At 27.8% G+C, this 20,136-nt stretch carries 21 protein-coding genes, 1 pseudogene and 1 riboswitch; of the genes and pseudogenes, 2 read left to right on the top strand and 20 right to left on the bottom strand.

Features of this window, described 5'->3' with window-relative positions; genetic code table 11:
• Window positions 1–179: 179 nt before the first annotated feature.
• The 13 genes and pseudogenes from J2Z24_RS00390 to J2Z24_RS00330 all read right to left on the bottom strand — a co-directional run bounded on the left by J2Z24_RS00390 (window position 180) and on the right by J2Z24_RS00330 (window position 12,064).
• On the bottom strand, window positions 180–1,844 hold the full coding sequence (locus J2Z24_RS00390) for a ribonuclease J (protein ID WP_035144247.1): 1,665 nt from the start codon (window positions 1,842–1,844) through the stop codon (window positions 180–182).
• 246 nt (window positions 1,845–2,090) lie between these two features.
• A pseudogene (locus J2Z24_RS00385) lies at window positions 2,091–2,219 on the bottom strand (sigma-70 family RNA polymerase sigma factor); the annotation flags it as partial.
• A gap of 273 nt (window positions 2,220–2,492) precedes the next feature.
• Complete coding sequence (locus tag J2Z24_RS00380) at window positions 2,493–2,897, bottom strand: ribosomal maturation YjgA family protein (RefSeq protein ID WP_035144245.1); 405 nt, start codon at window positions 2,895–2,897, stop codon at window positions 2,493–2,495.
• 4 nt (window positions 2,898–2,901) lie between these two features.
• On the bottom strand, window positions 2,902–4,467 hold the full coding sequence (locus J2Z24_RS00375; RefSeq protein ID WP_035144243.1) for a MutS-related protein: 1,566 nt from the start codon (window positions 4,465–4,467) through the stop codon (window positions 2,902–2,904).
• Between the two features lie 207 nt (window positions 4,468–4,674).
• Window positions 4,675–5,511: a DMT family transporter gene (locus J2Z24_RS00370; protein ID WP_035144242.1), complete on the bottom strand. Its 837-nt coding sequence runs from the start codon at window positions 5,509–5,511 to the stop codon at window positions 4,675–4,677.
• A gap of 101 nt (window positions 5,512–5,612) precedes the next feature.
• On the bottom strand, window positions 5,613–6,419 hold the full coding sequence (locus tag J2Z24_RS00365) for an ABC transporter ATP-binding protein (protein WP_051593074.1): 807 nt from the start codon (window positions 6,417–6,419) through the stop codon (window positions 5,613–5,615).
• Between the two features lie 25 nt (window positions 6,420–6,444).
• Window positions 6,445–7,260, bottom strand: a complete 816-nt coding sequence (locus J2Z24_RS00360) for an ABC transporter ATP-binding protein (RefSeq protein ID WP_035144241.1) — start codon at window positions 7,258–7,260, stop codon at window positions 6,445–6,447.
• 5 nt (window positions 7,261–7,265) lie between these two features.
• Window positions 7,266–8,072, bottom strand: coding sequence for a nickel transporter permease (gene nikC, locus J2Z24_RS00355; protein WP_035144239.1), 807 nt, complete (start codon window positions 8,070–8,072; stop codon window positions 7,266–7,268).
• Window positions 8,062–9,009: a nickel ABC transporter permease gene (gene nikB / locus J2Z24_RS00350; protein ID WP_035144238.1), complete on the bottom strand. Its 948-nt coding sequence runs from the start codon at window positions 9,007–9,009 to the stop codon at window positions 8,062–8,064. Before nikB ends, nikC begins: the two co-directional genes overlap by 11 nt.
• 4 nt (window positions 9,010–9,013) lie before the next feature.
• Entirely contained in the window at window positions 9,014–10,558 is a 1,545-nt protein-coding gene (gene nikA / locus J2Z24_RS00345; protein WP_162175669.1) for a nickel ABC transporter substrate-binding protein, read from the bottom strand.
• A gap of 148 nt (window positions 10,559–10,706) precedes the next feature.
• Window positions 10,707–10,886: riboswitch (cobalamin riboswitch) on the bottom strand.
• A 421-nt stretch (window positions 10,887–11,307) separates the two neighbouring features.
• Complete coding sequence (locus J2Z24_RS00340) at window positions 11,308–11,487, bottom strand: hypothetical protein (protein WP_185665892.1); 180 nt, start codon at window positions 11,485–11,487, stop codon at window positions 11,308–11,310.
• 34 nt (window positions 11,488–11,521) lie between these two features.
• Window positions 11,522–11,746 (bottom strand): hypothetical protein, encoded by a 225-nt coding sequence (locus tag J2Z24_RS00335; RefSeq protein WP_035144237.1) that lies wholly within the window; start codon window positions 11,744–11,746, stop codon window positions 11,522–11,524.
• A gap of 90 nt (window positions 11,747–11,836) precedes the next feature.
• Window positions 11,837–12,064 (bottom strand): hypothetical protein, encoded by a 228-nt coding sequence (locus J2Z24_RS00330; RefSeq protein ID WP_035144235.1) that lies wholly within the window; start codon window positions 12,062–12,064, stop codon window positions 11,837–11,839.
• Between the two features lie 263 nt (window positions 12,065–12,327).
• Between J2Z24_RS00330 and J2Z24_RS00325 the strand changes: the two genes are divergently transcribed.
• Together J2Z24_RS00325 and J2Z24_RS00320 are read left to right on the top strand one after the other, a co-directional pair.
• Entirely contained in the window at window positions 12,328–12,870 is a 543-nt protein-coding gene (locus J2Z24_RS00325) for a hypothetical protein (protein WP_035144234.1), read from the top strand.
• 54 nt (window positions 12,871–12,924) lie between these two features.
• Complete coding sequence (locus tag J2Z24_RS00320) at window positions 12,925–14,142, top strand: clostripain-related cysteine peptidase (RefSeq protein WP_051593073.1); 1,218 nt, start codon at window positions 12,925–12,927, stop codon at window positions 14,140–14,142.
• 66 nt (window positions 14,143–14,208) lie between these two features.
• Here the strand turns inward: J2Z24_RS00320 and J2Z24_RS00315 are convergent, their stop codons facing one another.
• From J2Z24_RS00315 to J2Z24_RS00285, 7 genes are all read right to left on the bottom strand, one after another.
• A complete protein-coding gene (locus J2Z24_RS00315; protein WP_035144233.1) occupies window positions 14,209–15,531 on the bottom strand; it encodes an erythromycin esterase family protein in 1,323 nt (440 codons plus the stop codon).
• Window positions 15,532–15,560: 29 nt separating this feature from the next.
• A complete protein-coding gene (locus J2Z24_RS00310; RefSeq protein ID WP_051593072.1) occupies window positions 15,561–15,836 on the bottom strand; it encodes a DUF3267 domain-containing protein in 276 nt (91 codons plus the stop codon).
• 385 nt (window positions 15,837–16,221) lie between these two features.
• The gene (locus J2Z24_RS00305; protein WP_372440060.1) at window positions 16,222–17,658 is read right to left on the bottom strand and encodes a DUF4179 domain-containing protein; all 1,437 of its coding nucleotides are present in this window, start codon (window positions 17,656–17,658) and stop codon (window positions 16,222–16,224) included.
• Window positions 17,652–18,215: a sigma-70 family RNA polymerase sigma factor gene (locus J2Z24_RS00300; RefSeq protein WP_035144230.1), complete on the bottom strand. Its 564-nt coding sequence runs from the start codon at window positions 18,213–18,215 to the stop codon at window positions 17,652–17,654. The genes J2Z24_RS00305 and J2Z24_RS00300 overlap by 7 nt, the downstream gene beginning before the upstream one ends.
• A 155-nt stretch (window positions 18,216–18,370) precedes the next feature.
• On the bottom strand, window positions 18,371–18,583 hold the full coding sequence (locus J2Z24_RS00295; RefSeq protein WP_035144229.1) for a hypothetical protein: 213 nt from the start codon (window positions 18,581–18,583) through the stop codon (window positions 18,371–18,373).
• A 40-nt stretch (window positions 18,584–18,623) separates the two neighbouring features.
• A complete protein-coding gene (locus J2Z24_RS00290) occupies window positions 18,624–18,884 on the bottom strand; it encodes a thioredoxin family protein (RefSeq protein ID WP_035144227.1) in 261 nt (86 codons plus the stop codon).
• Window positions 18,885–19,026: 142 nt separating this feature from the next.
• Complete coding sequence (locus J2Z24_RS00285) at window positions 19,027–20,133, bottom strand: LolA family protein (RefSeq protein WP_035144226.1); 1,107 nt, start codon at window positions 20,131–20,133, stop codon at window positions 19,027–19,029.
• Window positions 20,134–20,136 lie beyond the last annotated feature (3 nt).

The following is a 20,136-nucleotide window of genomic DNA, read 5'->3' as shown; positions in this document are numbered from 1 at the left end:
ACTACTATATAAAACTTTTACATTTATTATGATTAATTTATAATAGTTATATTACATATTGATATATAAAATTGAGGACATATAAAAAAGAGAGTTATCATATTAACTTTTGCTAATTTATGTGACCTCTCTTCTTAAACAATATTTATTATATTATACGAAATACTTATGATATAAAATTAAATCTCCATAATAACAGGAAGTATTAATGGCTTTCTCTTTGTTTTCTTATATAAAAATTCTCCTAAATCACTTCTAATCCTAGTCTTTATTACTGACCATTCAATGACATTATTGCTAAAACACTTATCTAATGCATCTTTAACAACTATTTTTGCTTCTTTCAATAATTGTTCTGACTCTTTCATATATACGAAACCTCTTGATATAATATCGGGTCCTGCGATTACATCGACAGCTTGTTTATCAATTGTTACAACTATTGTTATAATTCCATCTTGGGATAAATGTTTTCTATCCCTGAGTACTATATTTCCTACATCTCCAACCCCTAGTCCATCTACCATTATTCTTCCCGAAGGAACTCTACCAACAATCTGTGCGTTTTTAGATGTTATTTCAAATACTTGCCCTATGTCTAAAATAAAAATGTTAGACTCACTTAAACCCATCTTTTTAGCAAGCATAGCATGTGTCTTTAAATGTCTATATTCTCCATGTACAGGAATAAAATACTTTGGCTTTAAAAGCATGTGTATCAATTTTAATTCTTCCTGACAGGCATGTCCCGAAACATGTACATCCTCCAACGAACTATAAATTACTTTTGCACCCTTTCTATATAATTCATTTATTACATTAGATATAGGCTTTTCATTTCCTGGTATAGGTGAAGCTGAAATAATAAACAAATCCCCTTGTTCTACATTAATTTTTCTATGAGTACCTAAGGCAATTCTATTAAGTGCAGACATAGGTTCTCCTTGGCTTCCAGTTGTAACAATGGTAACTTTGTTTTTAGGGTATTTATCAATATCATCTATCTCTATTAATGATTCACTAGGTATATTCAAATAACCTAATTCCAATGCCACTTGTGATATTTTTTCCATGCTTCTGCCACTAAATGCTATTTTTCTTCCTTGTTTCACTGATGAATTTGCAATCTGCTGAATTCTATGTATATTTGATGCAAATGTAGCCACAATAACTCGATCTTTTGCTTTGAAAAATATATCATCTAACTTTTCACCTACAGTTTTTTCTGACATAGTATATCCTGGGCGTTCTGAATTTGTACTATCTGCCATAAGCAATAATACTCCTTGTTTTCCCAATGCAGCATATCTTGATAAATTTATCATTTCACCATCAATAGGTGTATAATCCACCTTAAAATCTCCTGTATGAACAATTAATCCCAAAGGAGTACGAATTGCTAATGAACAGCTATCCGCTATACTATGATTTGTTCTTATAAATTCAATAGACATACTTTCTAATTTTATAACATCACCTGGTTTTACAGTATTTAATTTACACTCTGACATTATATTATGTTCTTGTAACTTACTCTCAACTAATCCTAAAGTTAATTTTGTTCCATATACAGGAACATTTAGTTTTTTTAATATATATGGCAGTCCTCCAATATGATCTTCATGTCCATGAGTTAGAAAAAATCCTTTTACTTTATCACTATTATTTATTAAATATGTTATATCTGGTATTACAATATCTATACCATACATTTCTTCATCTGGAAATGCCAATCCACAATCAATTATAATAATTTCATCTTTACATTCAATTGCTGTGATGTTCTTTCCAATCTCGCCAAGTCCCCCTAAGGGTATTATTTTTACATTTCTTTTAGTTCTCAATAACTTCACTCCTTAATTTAATTAAATTTCACTTCCTTTTTAAACTCCTTATTATTTATAAAATAGCGTAATATATAAACACTAGTTTTTGTATTTATAAATTCAACTCTATTAATATGGGTTCCTTTTTATTGATTATTAACTTGTTGAAATAATTTCAGCACTTACCTTTTACTTTTATTATATATAATGGTTCACAATTGAACAAGTTACTTTAATATTAGTAAAGATAACATAAAAGCTCTGTTCCAAATTGTACAAATGCTTTTTAACTATACTTTTTATTAATCCTCCATAGACGTCTATAATATAATCCAAAGCTTTTTCATTTTTCTTTTTTAAATACCTTATAAAATTTTCTTCATTTATTTTCATTGCCAAATTCCTTTCCACGCTTAAGCTTATTATAAAATATATTTTATAAAGAGGAACTTTTATTTTTTAGAGCTCCTATCTATTACTTCGTCTTTAATAATAGATTTTCTATCAACAAATAAATTTTTTTGTAATATAAATATTTATTTTTCTTACATCTATTTTTAAATTTATTACCAATACTTATCTATCCTATTGTAATAAAACAAATAAGTTTTAAATACAACAAAAGAAGGTATCTCAATAAGAAATACCTCTTGCTAAAATATTAGACTAGTATATTTGCCGACCTTTGATGATTTTATATAAAACTTCAATAATTACTCCTATGGCAATTCCTATAGTATAAGCCCATAAATCACTCCATAAGAATCCATATCCTAGTATTAAACCACCTAAGGTTGTTTTCCTTATATTATCTATCCAACTAGCATGATACAATTGGCTTAATTCAATGGAGTAGCAAAATAATATTGCTATTAGTGCAACTTTCTTTGTATCCATAGTTTTAAAAATAAATCCAATAAAAACAAAAATCATTAAAGCCCACAAAGCATCACCTAGATATGTATTTAAAAAGTCAGGTATAATATAAGCCATTTTTCTTGAACATATTCCCAAAGTAGCTACAATTATCGTCATAATTCCATATAATAATCTATTACGTTTATAATTCATAGCATTAAATAAATCCTTTAATAGTTTCTGCTCTTTTATATGCCTTATCTGTTATCTCCTTTGGATAACCAATATACTCTAAAAGTCTTATTGCATTTCTTGTTTTAGAAACCCCCACCTTAAGTTTATAATCAAAGCTTAATCCATTTTTATTGTCAACATCTTCGCTGAAATAATAAAATTCATAAGTATCCTTTAAAATATCTACTAATTCTCTATCATGAGTAGCCACAATAGAAATAGTTCTTCTATTATTTAAGTAGGATAATATTTCTGCAGACATAGCTATTCTCTCTATAGGATTAGTTCCTCTAAATATTTCATCTATAGGACAAAATACAGGTAATTCTTTTTTAAGAGCATTAACTATTCTAAGTATTCCTTCAGCTTCAGCCATATAATAGCTTTTTCCTTTTGCTAAATCATCATTAGGACTAATTGATGATACTATATTAAAAAATGATGCTTTATACTCTTTAGCCAACGCAAAATAAAAGGTTTGTGATAAAAGTATATTTATACCTAACATTCTTAAAAAGGTTGATTTACCAGACATATTTGTACCAGTAAGTACTATTCCCTTATCTTTAATAGATATAGAATTTGCTACTGGATCATCTAAAAGCGGATGAATACCTTCTTTAATATTTAATAAAACTTCTTTTGTAAATTTAGGTTTCACATAGGATTGCTTTAAATTTTTCTGATAACCAGATATAGATAATATTGCTTCTAGTTCACCTAAAATATAAAATATATTCATCAGATATCCTTTTTTCTCTTTTAAAACACCTGATATTTTATAGTAAGCACATTCTTCTATAAGAAAGATTAGAGAAACAACTTCAAAAAATCCTCCCCATACATCTATAAGTCCTATTAATAGAGTACTTCTATTAATATCTTTAACATGTTTAAAATTATCTTTTATCTTATCTATATATTCTTTAATATCATCATTTTTTATGCTGCATACATTTTTAGCGGCTACTATAATATCTCTTAAATATACTATTCCTCGAGATTTAATAGTATTTTTCTCATTGTAATTTATAATCATATTTAAAGCAGTAGAACCAAATATCATTAAAGCATACTTTTCATGTACAAATACAGTTAAAAAAATCGCTATTAAAGGAACTATTTTCCCTAATAAAGTATACAAATAATATTTAAATTTATTTACTACAAGCTCACTTTCTATCATTTCTAAAAAAGTATTTTTTGAATCTCTACCTAATTGAAAGAATATACATAAAAGCTTTTCTCTTAATTTTGCATCCTTCTTAAATAATTGTATTAGTCTATCTCTATTCTTTAATTTCTCTTCATCTTTTAATGGATTTCTTAGCATATAATATAAAACTGCTTCTCCTAAAGTACTATAGCTTCTATCTAACTCTTTATATACTCTATTCATGTCCAAGTCATCCCAAGTTTCCCCATCAATGGTATAGTATTCTTTTTCACTCATATTAAAAAACTTTTTTGTGTTTTCAAAGTTTATATTCTTTTCAATATCTTCTTCATACTCTCTTCTTACAATATCTAAAACCACTCTTTTATTCAATTTTTTTCACCTTTTTTCCTAAAAATTTTGCTATAAATATTATAGCACATGCCATAAAAATTTTTTTCAAAACTCTAGTAAACTCTCTTAAATCTTTCTTAATATTTACAATTATTTTTTATGAAAAATAAATATGGCAAGGTTTTTCTCCCTACCCTTTTAATTTAAAATTTATTTCTTAGAATATTATCACTATATTTTATCTTTTCATCTTCCTTTTTGTCTTGATAGAGCTATACAAGCAGAAACAATTAAAATTCCTCCTATAATAGTTAACATATCAGGTATCTCTCTCCAAAATAAAAATCCCCACATGGCATTAAAAACAATACCTATATAACGAGTTACTTCTACAATAATCGCATTTTCGTGAGTAAAAGCTTTAGTTAAAAATACTTGTCCTATTAAGGAGACAATACCTATAATTATAAGATAAAAGAACTCTTGCTTTGTTGGTACTACAAAATTATTCCACATAAGTGGTATAGATACTAATGTGGCTGTTGCCAAAAAATAAAATATAATTTCATAGGTATGATGCTTTTTAGTTAATAATCTTATAGAAATCCCAGCTGCTGCTGATAACATTGCACTAATTATACCAAAGATAGCTTCAAAAGAATAATAAGAATACTTGAATGGTTTAATTAACAATAATGCTCCTAAAAAAACTATAGGCAATAGATAAAAGCTTTTTCGAGATATCTTTTCTTTTAAAAAAATTCCAGAAAAAATAATAACAAAGAATGGTGATAGATGTACTAATATACTAGCATCTGTTAATGGAATTTTAGAAATAGTATAGAAATAAGTTATCAAATATAAAGCTCCTAAAACACCTCTTACTACAAGTAAAGGTATTCCTTCAGTAGAAAACTTAACTTTATTGTATTTCATAATAAAATATATTATAACAGTACCTATAATGCTTCTAAAAAAAGCAACCTCCGTTGAAGGTACTGTTAGACTAACTGCTTTTACAAGAGCATTCATAATACTAAATACAAGTGAAGTTAAAATTGCATAAACTACTCCATTTTTCATTTTTTATCTCCATTTCATTGAATTTCAAAATATATTTTATAGAATAGAGACCACAAAATTTTGTAACTATATTCCATGATCTCTATTCCAAAATTAATTATTTATGTTCCAAAAATCTCTAATAGCCGCTTTGTATAAGAACTTCTTTCTTCATTAAATAAGTCCTTTCTACTAAATCTATCTACAATTTTACCATCTTTCATCACCATCATTCGCTGACACATAAAATTAACCGCACTTAAATCATGGGAAATGAAAAAATATGAAAGTTTAAGATTCTGTTGAAGATCTTTTAATAAATTTAATACTCTTGCTTGGATTGATACATCAAGACTAGCAGTAGGTTCATCTAATACTATAAGCCATGGTTCTACACTTATAGCACGTGCAATTATAATTCTTTGCTTTTGTCCACCACTTAATTCATGAGGATAGCAATCTAAATATTTTGTAGGTATTTGTACCATGTCAAGAAGTACTTGTGCTGACTTTCTTCTATTACTTCTTATCCCCTTTAAGAAAGACGGATTTATATCACACTGATAATCTAATGGTTCTATTAATGAGTCTAAAATTTTCAACTTTGGATTTAATGAAGAAGTTGGATTTTGAAATACTGCTTGCATTCTTCTTTGTTTTTTCTTCAAATCACTTCCTTTTATATTATGAAGAGCTTGTCCATTTAACCATATTTCTCCTTTTGTCATTTTTTCAAGCATGAGTATACATCTAGCAAGAGTACTTTTTCCACTTCCACTTTCACCTACCAATCCAAGACATTCACCCTTTTTCATTGAAAAAGATGCTTCTTTGACAGCTAGATATTCATTTGAGTATTTTTTTATAACTCCATTTACAATTAATAACTTTTCTTCTGTTTTGCTTTTGCAAATATTAATATTCTCCATGTGGTTATTCTCCTTTTTCCACTGCCTATACAATATAATATTTATCTGTTATTGGTAAACGATCCGGTACATGTTGCATAGGGGGAATTGACGCAAATAAATTTTTAGTATAGCTGTGTTTGGGGTTATTTACTATATTGTTCTTACTGCCTATCTCAACTATTTTTCCACTATGCATAATAGCCATTGTTGTTGCATAACTTTTTGCACATCTCAAATCGTGAGTTATAAATAATACTGCACACTTTGTTTTTTCTTTTACTTCTTGCAATAGCTTTAGCACCTTTACAGCATTAACTGCATCCAGAGCAGTTGTTGGTTCATCAGCTATCAAAAGCCTAGGTTTAAGTATAACTGCTTGTGCAATAGCCGCCCTTTGTAATTGCCCTCCACTTAGTTGAAATGGATAACTATTAAATACTCTTTTTTCATCTAATCCTACCTCATTTAAAGCTTTGATTATTATATTTTTTCTTTCTTCTTTTGGGATATCTATGTGGCATTTTATCATTTCATCAATCTGCTTTCCAATCTTTATAAAAGGGGTAAATGCATTTTGATAATCTTGAAATACATATGCAACTTCTTTTCCTCTAATCTTTCTTAGTTCTTCTTCTCCTAACATTCTCATATCTTTTCCATTAAAGTTAATTTCTCCTGAAACTAGTTCTAAGTCTTTAGGAATCAATAGTCCTACAGAAGATGCTGTTACACTCTTCCCACTCCCGCTTTCACCTATTAATGCCATCCATTCTCCCTGTTCTATTGAAAGATTTATATTGTCCACTATTGGTATACCATGAGAATGTATTATTAAATTCTTTATACTAAGTATAGACATAATTATCACCTCTTTTGTCTATTAGTACTATATTGTTTGCCAATTGAATCTCCAAACAAATTTACCGCAAGCACCACAATTACTATGGCTAGACCTGGAGCAATCATCAAATATGGAGCACTCTGAAAAAAAGTTCTTCCCTCATTAAGCATAGATCCCCATTCTGGATTTGGTGGCTGCACTCCTAATCCAATATATGAAAGAGAGGCAATCATAATTATTATTTTTCCCATATCCATAGTAGCTACTGCCATAACATTTCCTAAAACATGTGGTATTAAATGCTTACCTAATATTGATATTGTACCCATACCATTAAGCTTAGCCATAAAAATATAATCTTTCATTTTTTCAGATTTCACGGTACTTCTCACAAGTCTAGCATAACGAACCCATTTTACAGCTACTATAGCAAGTATGAGATTAAATGTACCTGATCCAAGAACACCACTTAATACTATTGCCACTATATAATCAGGAAAAGCAAGAAATGCATCTATAAATCTCATAATTATCCAATCTATTCTTCCTCCCACATATCCTGATAGTAATCCTATAGGAATTCCTATTAGTAGTGATAACATAAGTATTATAATCCCTGTACCAACAGTGGTCCAAGCCCCTGCAAGTACTCTGGAAAACACATCTCTTCCTAAGTTATCTGTTCCAAGTATATGTTCAGCACTAGGTGATTGTAATCTAATTGACATATCTACTAAATTAGGGTCATAAGGGGTAAATTTTTTACCAATAATCATTATCAATATTATACAAGTAAAGAAAATTACTATGAAATTTATTTTAAACTTCAACTTGCTCAGCCTCCTTAATAGCTATAGAAGGATCAATAAAACGATATAATATATCTACAGTAAGATTAATAATAAATACAATCATACCAATAAATAAAATAACCCCCTGTATCATAGGATAATCTCTATTAGTTATAGACTCTATAGCAAGTTTACCTAATCCAGGATAAGAAAACAAAACTTCAATAACAACTGTTCCTCCCATAAGACTTCCCATACTCATTCCAAAGAGAGTAAGCAAAGGGATTAAGCTTCTTCTAAGAATATGAAAAAAGAATATTCTTCCCTTTAGTACTCCTTTTGCATGAGCAGCTCTAATAAAATCCTGATCCATACTCTCAATTAAACTTGTCTTTAGCAATCTAACATAAGGTGGGGCCATTGATATACCTAAAGTTAATGCTGGTAGAATAATATGTTTTATTCCCCCTATGCCCATAGAAGGTAGCAAATTTAATCTAATTGCGAAAATATCTACCAATATAAAGCCCAGCCAAAATCCTGGTATTGATGATCCTATAATATTAAATAATTCACTTATTTTATTTATTATGCCATTTCTATAAAAAGCAGATGCTACTCCTAAAGGTATTGTTATAATTAACATTACTATGATACAACTTAAGGCTAATATAAATGTATATGGGAATGCTTTTCCTATCTGACTTATAACAGATTTACCTGTTATTATTGAATTTCCCAAATCTAAGTGAATTACTTTCTTTAACCAATCGTAATATTGAATTATTATTGGTTTATTAAGTCCCAATTGCTCACGCATTTGTGCTACATCTTGTTCTGTGGCAGCTAACTCTTGAGTGCCTAATATATTCATTACAGGATCTCCTGGTGCTAATTTTAAAATTATGAAGCTAAAAAAGGAAAGTAGAAATATAAATAAAAGAACATTACCAAATTTCTTAATTATTCCATACATTTTTTTATTTCACATCCAAATCTTTTGTTATCATATAAAATTCACTTGGTGATGTTACCCAATTAGCAACACGATTATTATACGCTACAATTACATTTGGATATGCTATATATGAATTATATGTTTTTTGGTTTATTATTGTAACAGCCTCTCTAGCAACTTGATTTCTTTTTGTTTCATCTGTGCAACTATTTAATTTGTTAACTATTGATATCAAATCAGCGTCATTAATATGTCCATGATTTAAAACTCCTCCAGGTACAACACAAGAATTTAAATAATAGCTTGCATCCCCTCTTGGTGCTGTAAGTAATGAATATACACAAAAATCCCAATCATTATTTTTCAAATATTCATCAACATTTTCACCTTCAACTAAAATTATTTCTATTTCTAAGCCTAATTTTTTAGCATTTGATTGAACAATTTGTGCAATCTGTGGTAATTCTACTCTTGATGCATATGAAACTACTTTTAACTTTAATTGCTTTCCATTATCTGATACTTTACCATTGGTTACAGTTAATCCTGCTTTCTTGAAATGCTCAAGAGCTTTATCTAATCCAAATTCATTTTTTTCATAATCTATTGCAAAAGGAAGTTTCTCCATAAACGGACCATATGCCACAGTAGCTTGTCCTGACATTATGCCTTCCACTATTTCTTTCCTATTGATAAGTGAATCTAAACCTTTTCTAAAATACTCATTGGACATAATTGGTTTCTTCACATTATATAACAATACATTTGTACGTAATCCTGGTGTAGTATCAATTGTAAATTTTGGATCACTTTTAAGTTTATTTATAGCCTCTGATGCAGGTTTAAAAATTATATCTGCATATCCTGACTGTAACGCTTGAAGTCTTGCATTTGCATCTTGGTTAAATTCAAAACTTACTTTATCAAGCTTTACTTTTCCATCCCAATATTTATCATTCTTTACTAACTGTATAGATGCATTAGATTTAAAATTTTCAACCTTAAAAGCACCTGTACCAATAGGCTTTGTATCTTTATCGGAAGCGTTTACATCTATTATGGCTGTACTAGGATGAACAAATTCTGATGGTAATGATGCATTTGGCTTTTTTGTAATAATTTTTAAAATATCTCCTCTAGCATCCATAGATTCAATATTTAATGTATTCTTAATGCCTGGATTATTTTTAGTACAGTTTTCAATATTTGCCTTTACCATAGCTGCATCTAACATAGTTCCATTATGAAAGGTTATACCTTTTCTGACCTTAAATTCCCAGTGTCTTCCGTCATTGCTGCTAAAGCTTTCAAGCAACCATGGTTTAAGAGTGAAATTATTATCAATTTTAACAAGAGTTTCAACAATACCAGCTCTTATGGGAATATTTCCACTTGCTTTTAAGTGTGGATTTAATGTATTTGTAGCATGTACATATAGATATGTAATTTTCTTTTCATTTTTATTAGTATCACTATTACTTACATCCTTTGAATTTTTACATCCTGAAATAGATACTGCCATTAAAACTGTCATCAAAATCATACTTGTAATTTTTTTAATTTTCATACAAATCCTCCTATGAGTTACATATCTCATTCTTATTTAATTTTTTTAATAATTAAAATAAAAAAAACCTTTATTAAGCTTTAAAAAGTTAATAAAGGGCACTTTATTTGTTCAAAATAAATTCACCTCCTCTATCCTCCGTAAAGTTAAGTGTAACAAAATATAGGCAGGTCTTCTGACTTCAGTATCATAATTTAAACTACCCTTCCGGTAAACTCCGTGGTAATATAGTTAAACTCCTCTGTTACAGCGGCGGGACCGTGTAGGACTTTCACCTACTTCCCTTTTCACTAATCCATAAATTAGCACCTATATTTAAATATAAAATTTTATCATATGCCAATAATTATAAGAATAAATAGCGATTTTGTCAATATTTTAAATAATTTTGTAAATAATTGTACATATTCCTTAATTTAAATAATTTTTTATCTTATTTTATTAATAAATTATTATCAGTATATTTAATATATAAATTTTCATAAAGTCATGACCACCTGTAAACAAGTCAATAAATTCTTTCACACTTATATTTCAAGTTTGCATGTCTATCAAATATTATCAATGCGCTTGGCGAACCTGCATTTATTCTAGCAAAGGAGGTATCTTTTTTCTACTCATAGCTATAATATCTTTAGACCCACAGATACAACCTGTTGTATTTAAAATACGAAAAAATAATTAGGGTAAGACTTCCCCTTACCCTATTAATCTAAAATTTATTCTATTTGAAATAAAAAACACTGATGTTAAGAGCATGGACATTCACAATCTGTATTGTCTAAAATGTAATTAGCTACGGCTGTAGCTTTAAATATTCTATTTGTTTGACGACAGGTATCTGGAATAACAAATATAAAATCATGAGTTACACTTTCACAGGTACTCCCGGTACTAGCTGGCCTTGTGAATATTTGTGTTGAAATCACCCTATTTGTAGTTCCAGATTGATCTTCTATTTGTTCACATAGTATAAGCACCTATGGCTAAAGTTTTATTTACACATACATTATTTACGGTAGCTGTTACTGTTATTTGCAAAAGATTATCTAAACTAATAGGATCTAAAGTAGTTTTTTGACATATGGAACACGGAAGTGCTGTTATAGTATTACATGTTGCAGCCTGTCTTACAACTGAATCTCTCGTATCTCTTATATCTTTTACATCTTTTATTTTTGTTCCCATAATATCACCCCTTAAATTACTCTAAATATAATATTTATTTTTAAGTATTACTAATAAGTACTTAGCTTTATACTAAAGCTATAAAATAATTTAAGGAATTTTTTTAAAATAGTACCCTTTCTTTTTAAACCATCTATTTCTAATAATAATAAAAACTATTAGAAATTTAAGTATTTTTTCTATATCAACATAAGTTACATATAATGATGAAAGGGGGGCTGGCTGAAGATTTATTTTGACTTTTTTAGAAAATTCACAGGGCTTAACCTCTATTATCTTTTCACTCCATCCACAATCATATTTTAGTTTATTATTCAAAATAAAATCCCCCTGAAATAGCTTTTACATCTAATATAATTATATGTTTTCTTATATATATTGTTACATATATGTATTATTACATAAGCTAGCAATATAAGATTATATTAATTTAAGTAACTTAGTTAGTGTATAACTAATATAATAAAATAGATAAACTTATTTCATCCAATCTTTAACATTGTTAATATTTCAATTTATTGAGTATGAATAAGTACTACTTGAAATATGGGTAACCATTACAAATAAAAAGAGGTGATATTATGACCAATCTTAATTATGATATAGCTTTAAAAGCTGGTTTTCCACAATGTGAATTTAACCCTCAAACAAATAGATTTGAGCAAACCTGGATATACATTATTACTAAAACAGGACCTACTGTTGGTACAGAAATAAGCCACTGGGAGTTAGAACTTTGCCCAAATCATGATTTAGTAAGTGTTTCAAAAAATGGAACTACAGTACCTATAGATGATGCATCAGATTTAGATATATTAATATTTAATCCTCCAAATTCAAATAGTTCTTGTTTATTTGATCCTAATGAAACTGTAAGAGTAATAAAATGGGATAATTTAAGTAATGCAGATGTGCAACCTAATGTCCATCCTAATATAGGCGAATATAATTTTACTTTAATTGGTTGTTACCAGCCAGGTTTAATTAATGTAGCTATAAAAGGAGGCAGCAATCAAAGTGGTGGTGGCTGCGATAATAGAACTATAATAGGACCTACTTGTGAACTTGAACCATCCCGAGGAATCAATTTTTTAGACCTTATAGATATAGATATAATAGAATAAAATGCCCCTTTATTTGGGGCTTTCTTTAAATATTATAGTGGTTGTGATAATAAAATGTTTAATGATATAAAAGAATGGACATTATTGATTTACAATAATGGAAATAATGAAATGTCACCTGAAATTTATAGAAGCTTTATTAATTCAAAAAAATGTACTTCTACTAAAAATATAAATATAGTTACCCAAATAGGTAAGGCTAATAACATGTTAGTTACTATGGTAAATCCATCAAAAATTATTCCTAAAGAAATACATGAATGGTCTGGTGTTAGACGATATATAATAATGGATGAAAAAGAAATACTTATTCAAGATATGGGATTTTTGAATATGGCAGATCCTAAAACTTTATATAATTTTATAAAATGGGGTATAGTCAATTTTCCAGCTAAACACTATATGCTTCTTGTATCTGGTCATGGTATATCTTATATTGGAGGTCTTACAGATATAACTCTAGATAATTTTTATATTATGGGAATACCCGAAATGTGCTATGCTATAAATTTAATAAAAAAAGATTACAACATAAGTATAGATGTATTAGTTCTAGATATGTGTTATATGAATTTAATTGAAGTAATTTATGAATTAGGTTATAAGGAAAACCATACCTGTAAAAAAGTTATCACTTACTCTCAAACTGGACCTCTTTCTGGTATTTCTATATGCCATTTAATTAATTTTATTGAAGAAAATATAGATTGTACTAATTTAAATTTATTCATAGAAAAGTTGCTTAACAATCTAAATTTTCCTCTTATTTGTTATACTTTAGATAGCTCGTTATTAAAAATAATTAAGGAGCATTTTAGTGAATTAGCTAATTGTTACTTATCATTAGGATATAAAAATCCTGTGGATATATTTAAAATTATGACTGATATCACAAATAAGCTTCCTTGTAATATTCATTTAAAAGAGATAAACTCTATACTTTCTTCTATCGTATATACTAATGATATTATAAATAAAAATTTTATAAATATAATTTGTACAAATCTAAATAAATCAATAATTATATATAAAAAATTAGCTTTTGCACAAAATAATAAATGGTGTCAACTTTTAAGTAATTACAATATAGAAAATACAACAAAAAATTCTTTATTAGCTCCAACTAAACTATCTAATGGTGCTATATATAGCTTTTTATCAAATCTTAATCCTAATTTATCTTCACAAGAAATACTAAAAATTTTGAGTAACCTTAAAACCTATAATGCAAATTATTATAGAAATACAAAAGGGCTATCTCACAATGCATAGATATGTATTGCGAAAAGTCCTTTTTCTATTACTTAAGTAAAACTATAAATTTTATCTAGCAAATTATTATTTTATATCAATTGACGCTGATGTTTCCCTTATAAATATAATTCCATCAAATGCTTCTTTTGGAACCTGTGGACATAATGACATACTTTGAAATATTTGTGAATATACTGCCCCTATTTCATGAACAAGTTGATTTTCAGATAGCCATTTATCAATATCCTTATCTTTGGAAGCTTCTTTAAAATCTATAAAATATAATGGTACATTAGCCTTTTCAAGTCTATATGCAAATGTGTTTGAATAAGAATCTTCTATATTAAATTCTCTAAGTCTACTTCTATTTGAATCCGATGTTGGGAAAATTGAATGTGAAATTGCTCTAAAACTTCCTTTGTAAAATTCTTGTCCTATAACATAGACATCATCCTTAAATATTCCTTTTAAATTTTGTCCCATAGAAACATAACCAGGGAACTTCTTTGCCACATGTCCATTATGTGCCCAAAGCATTATTTTATCATTTCCAAACTGTTTTTCATAATTCAATATCCATTTAACATTTTGGGCCATATAATAATCTCTAACTTCTGAAGCATTTGCCATAAATCCTTTATTTTTTATTGTTAAATCTAAACATTGAATAATAATGTTTAAATGCTGCTGTGTAATCTCATATTCACTCTTGGATGATTTTGAAATATATTGATTTTTATTCTTTTCAAAAGCAATACTTAATGCTCCAACCTTATTTTTAATTGCAGTTAATTCATTTACATTAAATTTAGATAAAGCATCATTATAATTTTTTAAAGACTTACTATCTACTTTTTTTATATAATTCAATACAATTTCTTTATCTTTATTTGCTGATTGCATATCAAATCCGTAAAATTTTATTTTAGTTTTATGATTAGGATCTCCATTATATGCTCTCATCCACTGTACCATATCCACTACTTCCTTAGTTGACCAAGTCCAAAATCCCATACCACTAACAACGTCTTCCGCTTTTCCCTTTCCATAAAGAATGTAATCATTAATTGCTCTACATTCTCCAAAGGCAGCTTCTATACCAAATAATCTAAACCCCATTTTTTCTACTAAAAACTCAAACATGCGATGCTTCATTTGAAAAAATTCCTTAGTTCCATGAGTAGCTTCTCCAACTGCAACAATCTTTTTATCCTTCAAAATAGTTTGAAGTGAGTTAAAATCATCAAGGCCATTTCTAGCTTGCACAGTTTTTAAAGGTACTACTTTTGATTTTAAATTACCCTCAGTTATCTCTGCACATTTTGCTTGTGAAGTACTTCCACTTAGTATAGCAGTAGTCACAAATACTGCTACAAAAATTTTTGAACACAATCTTTTAAAATTCATTTTTATCCCCCTTCATAAAAATCTATAATTTACTTTCCCACATAGACAACACAACCAGGCTTTACTGGATGATCACTAACTAAAGCAACATTAGGTAAATTTTTTATTATCCAAAATATCATAAAATCTCCTGATCCCATGGCAATCATTAAGGTTCCAATAGCAGCCAAATTAGAATTTTCCAAAATAATACCTAAAAGAGTTGGTATAAATCCTAATATAATTGTAGGTAGTAAAACTCCAAATTTATATACTTTTATAGAAATAGCTTTTTTGCAATGAGCATAAGGCATAAAACCTTTCAAATTAAATCCAAACTTAATAAATTTACTTTTTTTTCATCTAAAATTTTTTCAATCTTACTATATTCATGTCCATTTATAATACACTTTTCCATAAAATCTCCTTTTTCCATTTAAGAATTATTTTTCATATATACATTTATATTATATATCATTTATTATTTATAACAATAACTAACTGCTTACATATAAAACAGAAATATTACAATATTGTAAGAATATTTAGTTGCAAACAACCACAAAAACTTAAATTATAGATAATAAAGAATAAATATTGTTAAAATTTCTTTAGAAATTTTTATTATAAACATGAAAAGAATTTTTGCTATAAGCAAAAATTCTCTCCCTATTTATTCTTTATTATTTTTTATTTCTTATTTATCTTTACCTATTTAATCTCAATATTAAACTTTAAATCTTCTCCCACTTCAACATTAGCAAAGTCAGTTGTACATACTCTATATTGTTTATTAGGATCTAATGATTCAAATTCCATGGTGAATTCATTAGGTTTTTCTTCATTTTTTCTTATATCACTATCTTTAATTTTAACCTCTTTTCCAAATGCATCTTTTATAGAAAGGCTAGTTCCTTGAGTATAAGGTGCTTTACCTTCCGCAGTAAATTTAACTATAGTCTTATCTTTTTCTGTTTTTATTTCCTTTATTATAAGTTTTCCCATTTTTCCTTGTGAAATCTCTATTGGATATTTTCCATCTATAATTTTACTTACTTCCTTAGGTTTTTTACTTTCCTCTATTGAATAATGTACTTCTTTGCCGTTTTCATCAACTCCGCCACCTCCTGTAGGAGTCCATTTTAAAGGTAATATAGTTAAATGCTTAGGAATATCTTTTACTTTTGTATAAGCCATCTTACTGCTAAATTTTGAAGAATCTGCTGCTCCAGCACCAATCCCATTTGGTATAAGTTCCACTCCTTTATCATCATAAGCTACCCAGTAATTATATTCAAACATTTCTCCTGCTGGTATGTTTCTATTTTTCACTTTATCTTTGAATTCTCCATTTATTAAAATATAAGTTCCTATAGGAGATAATACTACTTTATCTATAGTTATATTACTATCTGGGAAACTTACTTTTTTATTTGGTTTAATTATAGTACTACTTTTGGCTATTTCCTCTTTTGATACACTAAAATCAAAGTTCCACTTACCTTTTATATTTGCTATCTCACTAACCTCTAAATCCACATTAAATTTTTCAGGTGCTTTAAATGAATCAATATCTGCCTCTTCACTAACAACATAGGTATAATCGTCAATATACTTTCCTCGACTAACTCCACTACCAGAAAAATTTTTACCATTAATTTTTAAAAATCCTTGTAAGGGATATACTTCCAAATCTTTAATTTTTTTATCACTTTTTATTGTGTAACTTATAACAAGTTTTGATTCATCAGCTAATATCTCATTTATAGTAAGAGTTACTCCCTTATCTGTAACACTCTTATCTACAATTTGAGAGTACTTTTCATATTCCCCATGATCTCCATCTTCGTTCTTTAGCATTTGTATTATAGAATTTAATACTGGAATATTCTTTGCAAAAGTTGGGGGAGCTGCCTTAATTCCTATGAAACATGCTACTGATATGGCTGCTGCCATAGAACCATACTTTAAAGCTTTTGAACCTTTTTTGCCTTTTACCCTTTTATTTAAATTTTTCTTTATTCTTTCTTTTTGAATCTGGTCTACTTCTTCATTCATATCATTAAACTCACTTTCTTCAATTTTTATTCCATTAAACAATTTATATATATCCTTTTCTTCTAAATTAAAATCATTATTATTCATAATACTTCTCCTTTCAAAAGCATAAGCTTTTCCTTTAAAAATTTACGTCCTCTTGAAAGTCTTTTATCTACTAAATTCCTATTCACACCAAAAGTTCTTGCTATATTTTCTACTCCCTCATATAAAAAATATCTTCTTATAAATATCTCCCTATCTGCATCCTTCATATCATCTATAGCCATTAAAAGTTCTTCTCTATTTTCTTTTCCTACTATAATTTCTTCTAAATTCACAGTATCCTGTAATGTATAATCCTCAATAGGATGAACAGTACTTTGCTTAAATAACTTTCTTTTGTAATCTATAGCTTTGTATTTTGCTATAGCAGTAATCCAATATTTAAATTCTCCCTTTTTCTCATCAAAACTTTCAATATTATTCCATACAGCTAAAAATACATCATTTGCACATTCCTCTACATATTGAGAATGAAAGCTGGAATTTAATACACTACCTATAACTTTAAAAATTAGATTACTATAGTTATCTATTACAAACTCTAGAGCTCTTGTATTCTTCTTTTTTATTTCTTTTACAAAGTTTGTACTGTCTACATTCATATTTTTCCTCCCTCTGCTACAATCTCCCTTAAGAAGCTTCTCATAATCTAATACGAACAAATTACTATTTTTCTGACTATAATTTTTTATTTTAATACATAGCAAAATGAGAGTGCTTTATTTACACTCTCATTTTGCCGTACATATTTTCTAAATTAATCTTTTTTAAGTTCTTTCATAATAGTTTTATGATATTCTTCAAGAGATTTTGCAACTAATGAATTTGTGTAGGCTATTAGTAGTTTATATGTTTCCACATCATCTGCAATATCTTCTGGTAAAGATAATATTGATGAAGCTGAAGCTACAGCCTCTTTGCTAGCTTCTACACTTACATCATTTACTATTTTATCAAAATCAATATTCAAATTAAGCACCGCCTTATATAAAAATTATTAATTAGTAGCTTTATTTAATTGTCCTTTCAAATACATCTTTAATTATATCTTTAGTAGGCACTCCTTCATGAACCTTTATTCCATCCACATAATATGTGGGAACATAATAATAACTATACTTTTTAGCTATTTCAGATTCATGTTCCTCATCAATTATTTTTACTTCAACATTTTCATACTGTGGATTTTCTTTCTTCAGTTCCTCCATCCATAGAAGTGCTTTTTTACAATATGGGCACCATGATGTTATAAACATAATTATAGGTTTCATTGCTATCACCTAACTTTCCCATTAATATATTTACTCTTTATTTATAAAAATATTATACAATACTTTTACCATTTTCTACTACCATTATAATAAATTAATAAAGCTTAAGTCAAAATTCTTCTTTGACTTAAGCTTTTTAAAATTATTTATACACTTCCATCTTATCTAAAGTCTTTATAAACTCTTTATACTTTATGCTATTATCTTGTAATATTACACTATAATTTACATTACCTTCTGTCCATCCAATTATGCAAATACCATCATTTATAACAAATCCTTTTTGTCCCCTTATAGTTACATATTTTTCACCAGGGATTTTACCATTCTCTGAATTAGCTTTATTTCCTTTTCTAAGGCTTATACTAAAACAAGGTTTATTATTCTTTTGATAATCCATAATTATTTCATCATCTGCTACTTTGCTTTTGTACTGATTAAGTGATATTTTATTAATTTTATAGCCTGATGTTTCTGAGAAATATGAAAAGGAGTTTCCTAAAAAACCTTTTATATCTTTTAAACTCATTTCCTTTACTTTTGGACCCATATTCTCTAAATTCTCCACCTTCACATCTGAAGGAATTTTCTGTGTAAAAAGACTATCATCTATCTTAGGTGAAAAATCTAACTTTGTATATTCACATTCTATTTTTGTATTTCCGGCTAAAGAAATGCTTTTAACCACAAACCAATTATTTTTATCTATCCACATATCTTGGTTACCTATTAAGCTATCCTTTTCTTTTGGTACTGCTTTTATATGATACGCTTCTATACCATTTACTTTTTCTTCTCCTACAGTAGTTACATTATGACTTTTCTTTATAATTTCTAAAAGTTGTTTTGTTTGCTCCCTTTGAGATTTTATAGGCATATCCATACTATTTATACTTTTCATAGTTAAAACTTTTTTATCCTTGCTCATATACATTAATATATTATTTCCATCATTTGTACATGTGCTTAACATATTATTTTTATCATCATAACTTTCAATTCTAATCCTCATTTTATTGTTGGAAGTATCATACCATTCTTTTAGAATTGTATCTTCAACAATCTTATTACCTTCACCGTATATTACCATTCTACTTTCTCCATAATAAGGTTTTACTTTATTATCTACCTCCATAGCATGAGCTACTATTTTTTCTGGTAAAATACTAGTTTTTGTTTCACAACCTACTAATGCAGTAACACCTACTAAAGCTCCTATAAAAATACTTATAACTCTTTTTTTAATCATATC

The sequence above is a fragment of the Clostridium tetanomorphum genome (assembly GCF_017873215.1).
Taxonomy (GTDB): Bacteria; Bacillota; Clostridia; order Clostridiales; family Clostridiaceae; genus Clostridium_AO; species Clostridium_AO tetanomorphum.
This window is presented reverse-complemented; position numbering and strand designations above follow the sequence as displayed.

Excerpts from the sequence above, each read along its gene's own strand:
- J2Z24_RS00370 (WP_035144242.1), bottom strand. The coding sequence starts at position 5,511 with ATGAAAAATGGAGTAGTTTATGCAATTTTAACTTCACTTGTATTTAGT.
- J2Z24_RS00290 (WP_035144227.1), bottom strand. The coding sequence starts at position 18,884 with ATGAAACCTATAATTATGTTTATAACATCATGGTGCCCATATTGTAAA.
- J2Z24_RS00380 (WP_035144245.1), bottom strand. The coding sequence starts at position 2,897 with ATGAATTATAAACGTAATAGATTATTATATGGAATTATGACGATAATT.
- J2Z24_RS00300 (WP_035144230.1), bottom strand. The coding sequence starts at position 18,215 with ATGAATGTAGACAGTACAAACTTTGTAAAAGAAATAAAAAAGAAGAAT.
- J2Z24_RS00315 (WP_035144233.1), bottom strand. The coding sequence starts at position 15,531 with ATGAATTTTAAAAGATTGTGTTCAAAAATTTTTGTAGCAGTATTTGTG.
- nikA (WP_162175669.1), bottom strand. The coding sequence starts at position 10,558 with ATGAAAATTAAAAAAATTACAAGTATGATTTTGATGACAGTTTTAATG.
- J2Z24_RS00360 (WP_035144241.1), bottom strand. The coding sequence starts at position 7,260 with ATGTCTATACTTAGTATAAAGAATTTAATAATACATTCTCATGGTATA.
- J2Z24_RS00320 (WP_051593073.1), top strand. The coding sequence starts at position 12,925 with ATGTTTAATGATATAAAAGAATGGACATTATTGATTTACAATAATGGA.
- nikB (WP_035144238.1), bottom strand. The coding sequence starts at position 9,009 with ATGTATGGAATAATTAAGAAATTTGGTAATGTTCTTTTATTTATATTT.
- J2Z24_RS00325 (WP_035144234.1), top strand. The coding sequence starts at position 12,328 with ATGACCAATCTTAATTATGATATAGCTTTAAAAGCTGGTTTTCCACAA.
- J2Z24_RS00365 (WP_051593074.1), bottom strand. The coding sequence starts at position 6,419 with ATGGAGAATATTAATATTTGCAAAAGCAAAACAGAAGAAAAGTTATTA.
- J2Z24_RS00335 (WP_035144237.1), bottom strand. The coding sequence starts at position 11,746 with ATGGGAACAAAAATAAAAGATGTAAAAGATATAAGAGATACGAGAGAT.
- J2Z24_RS00285 (WP_035144226.1), bottom strand. The coding sequence starts at position 20,133 with ATGATTAAAAAAAGAGTTATAAGTATTTTTATAGGAGCTTTAGTAGGT.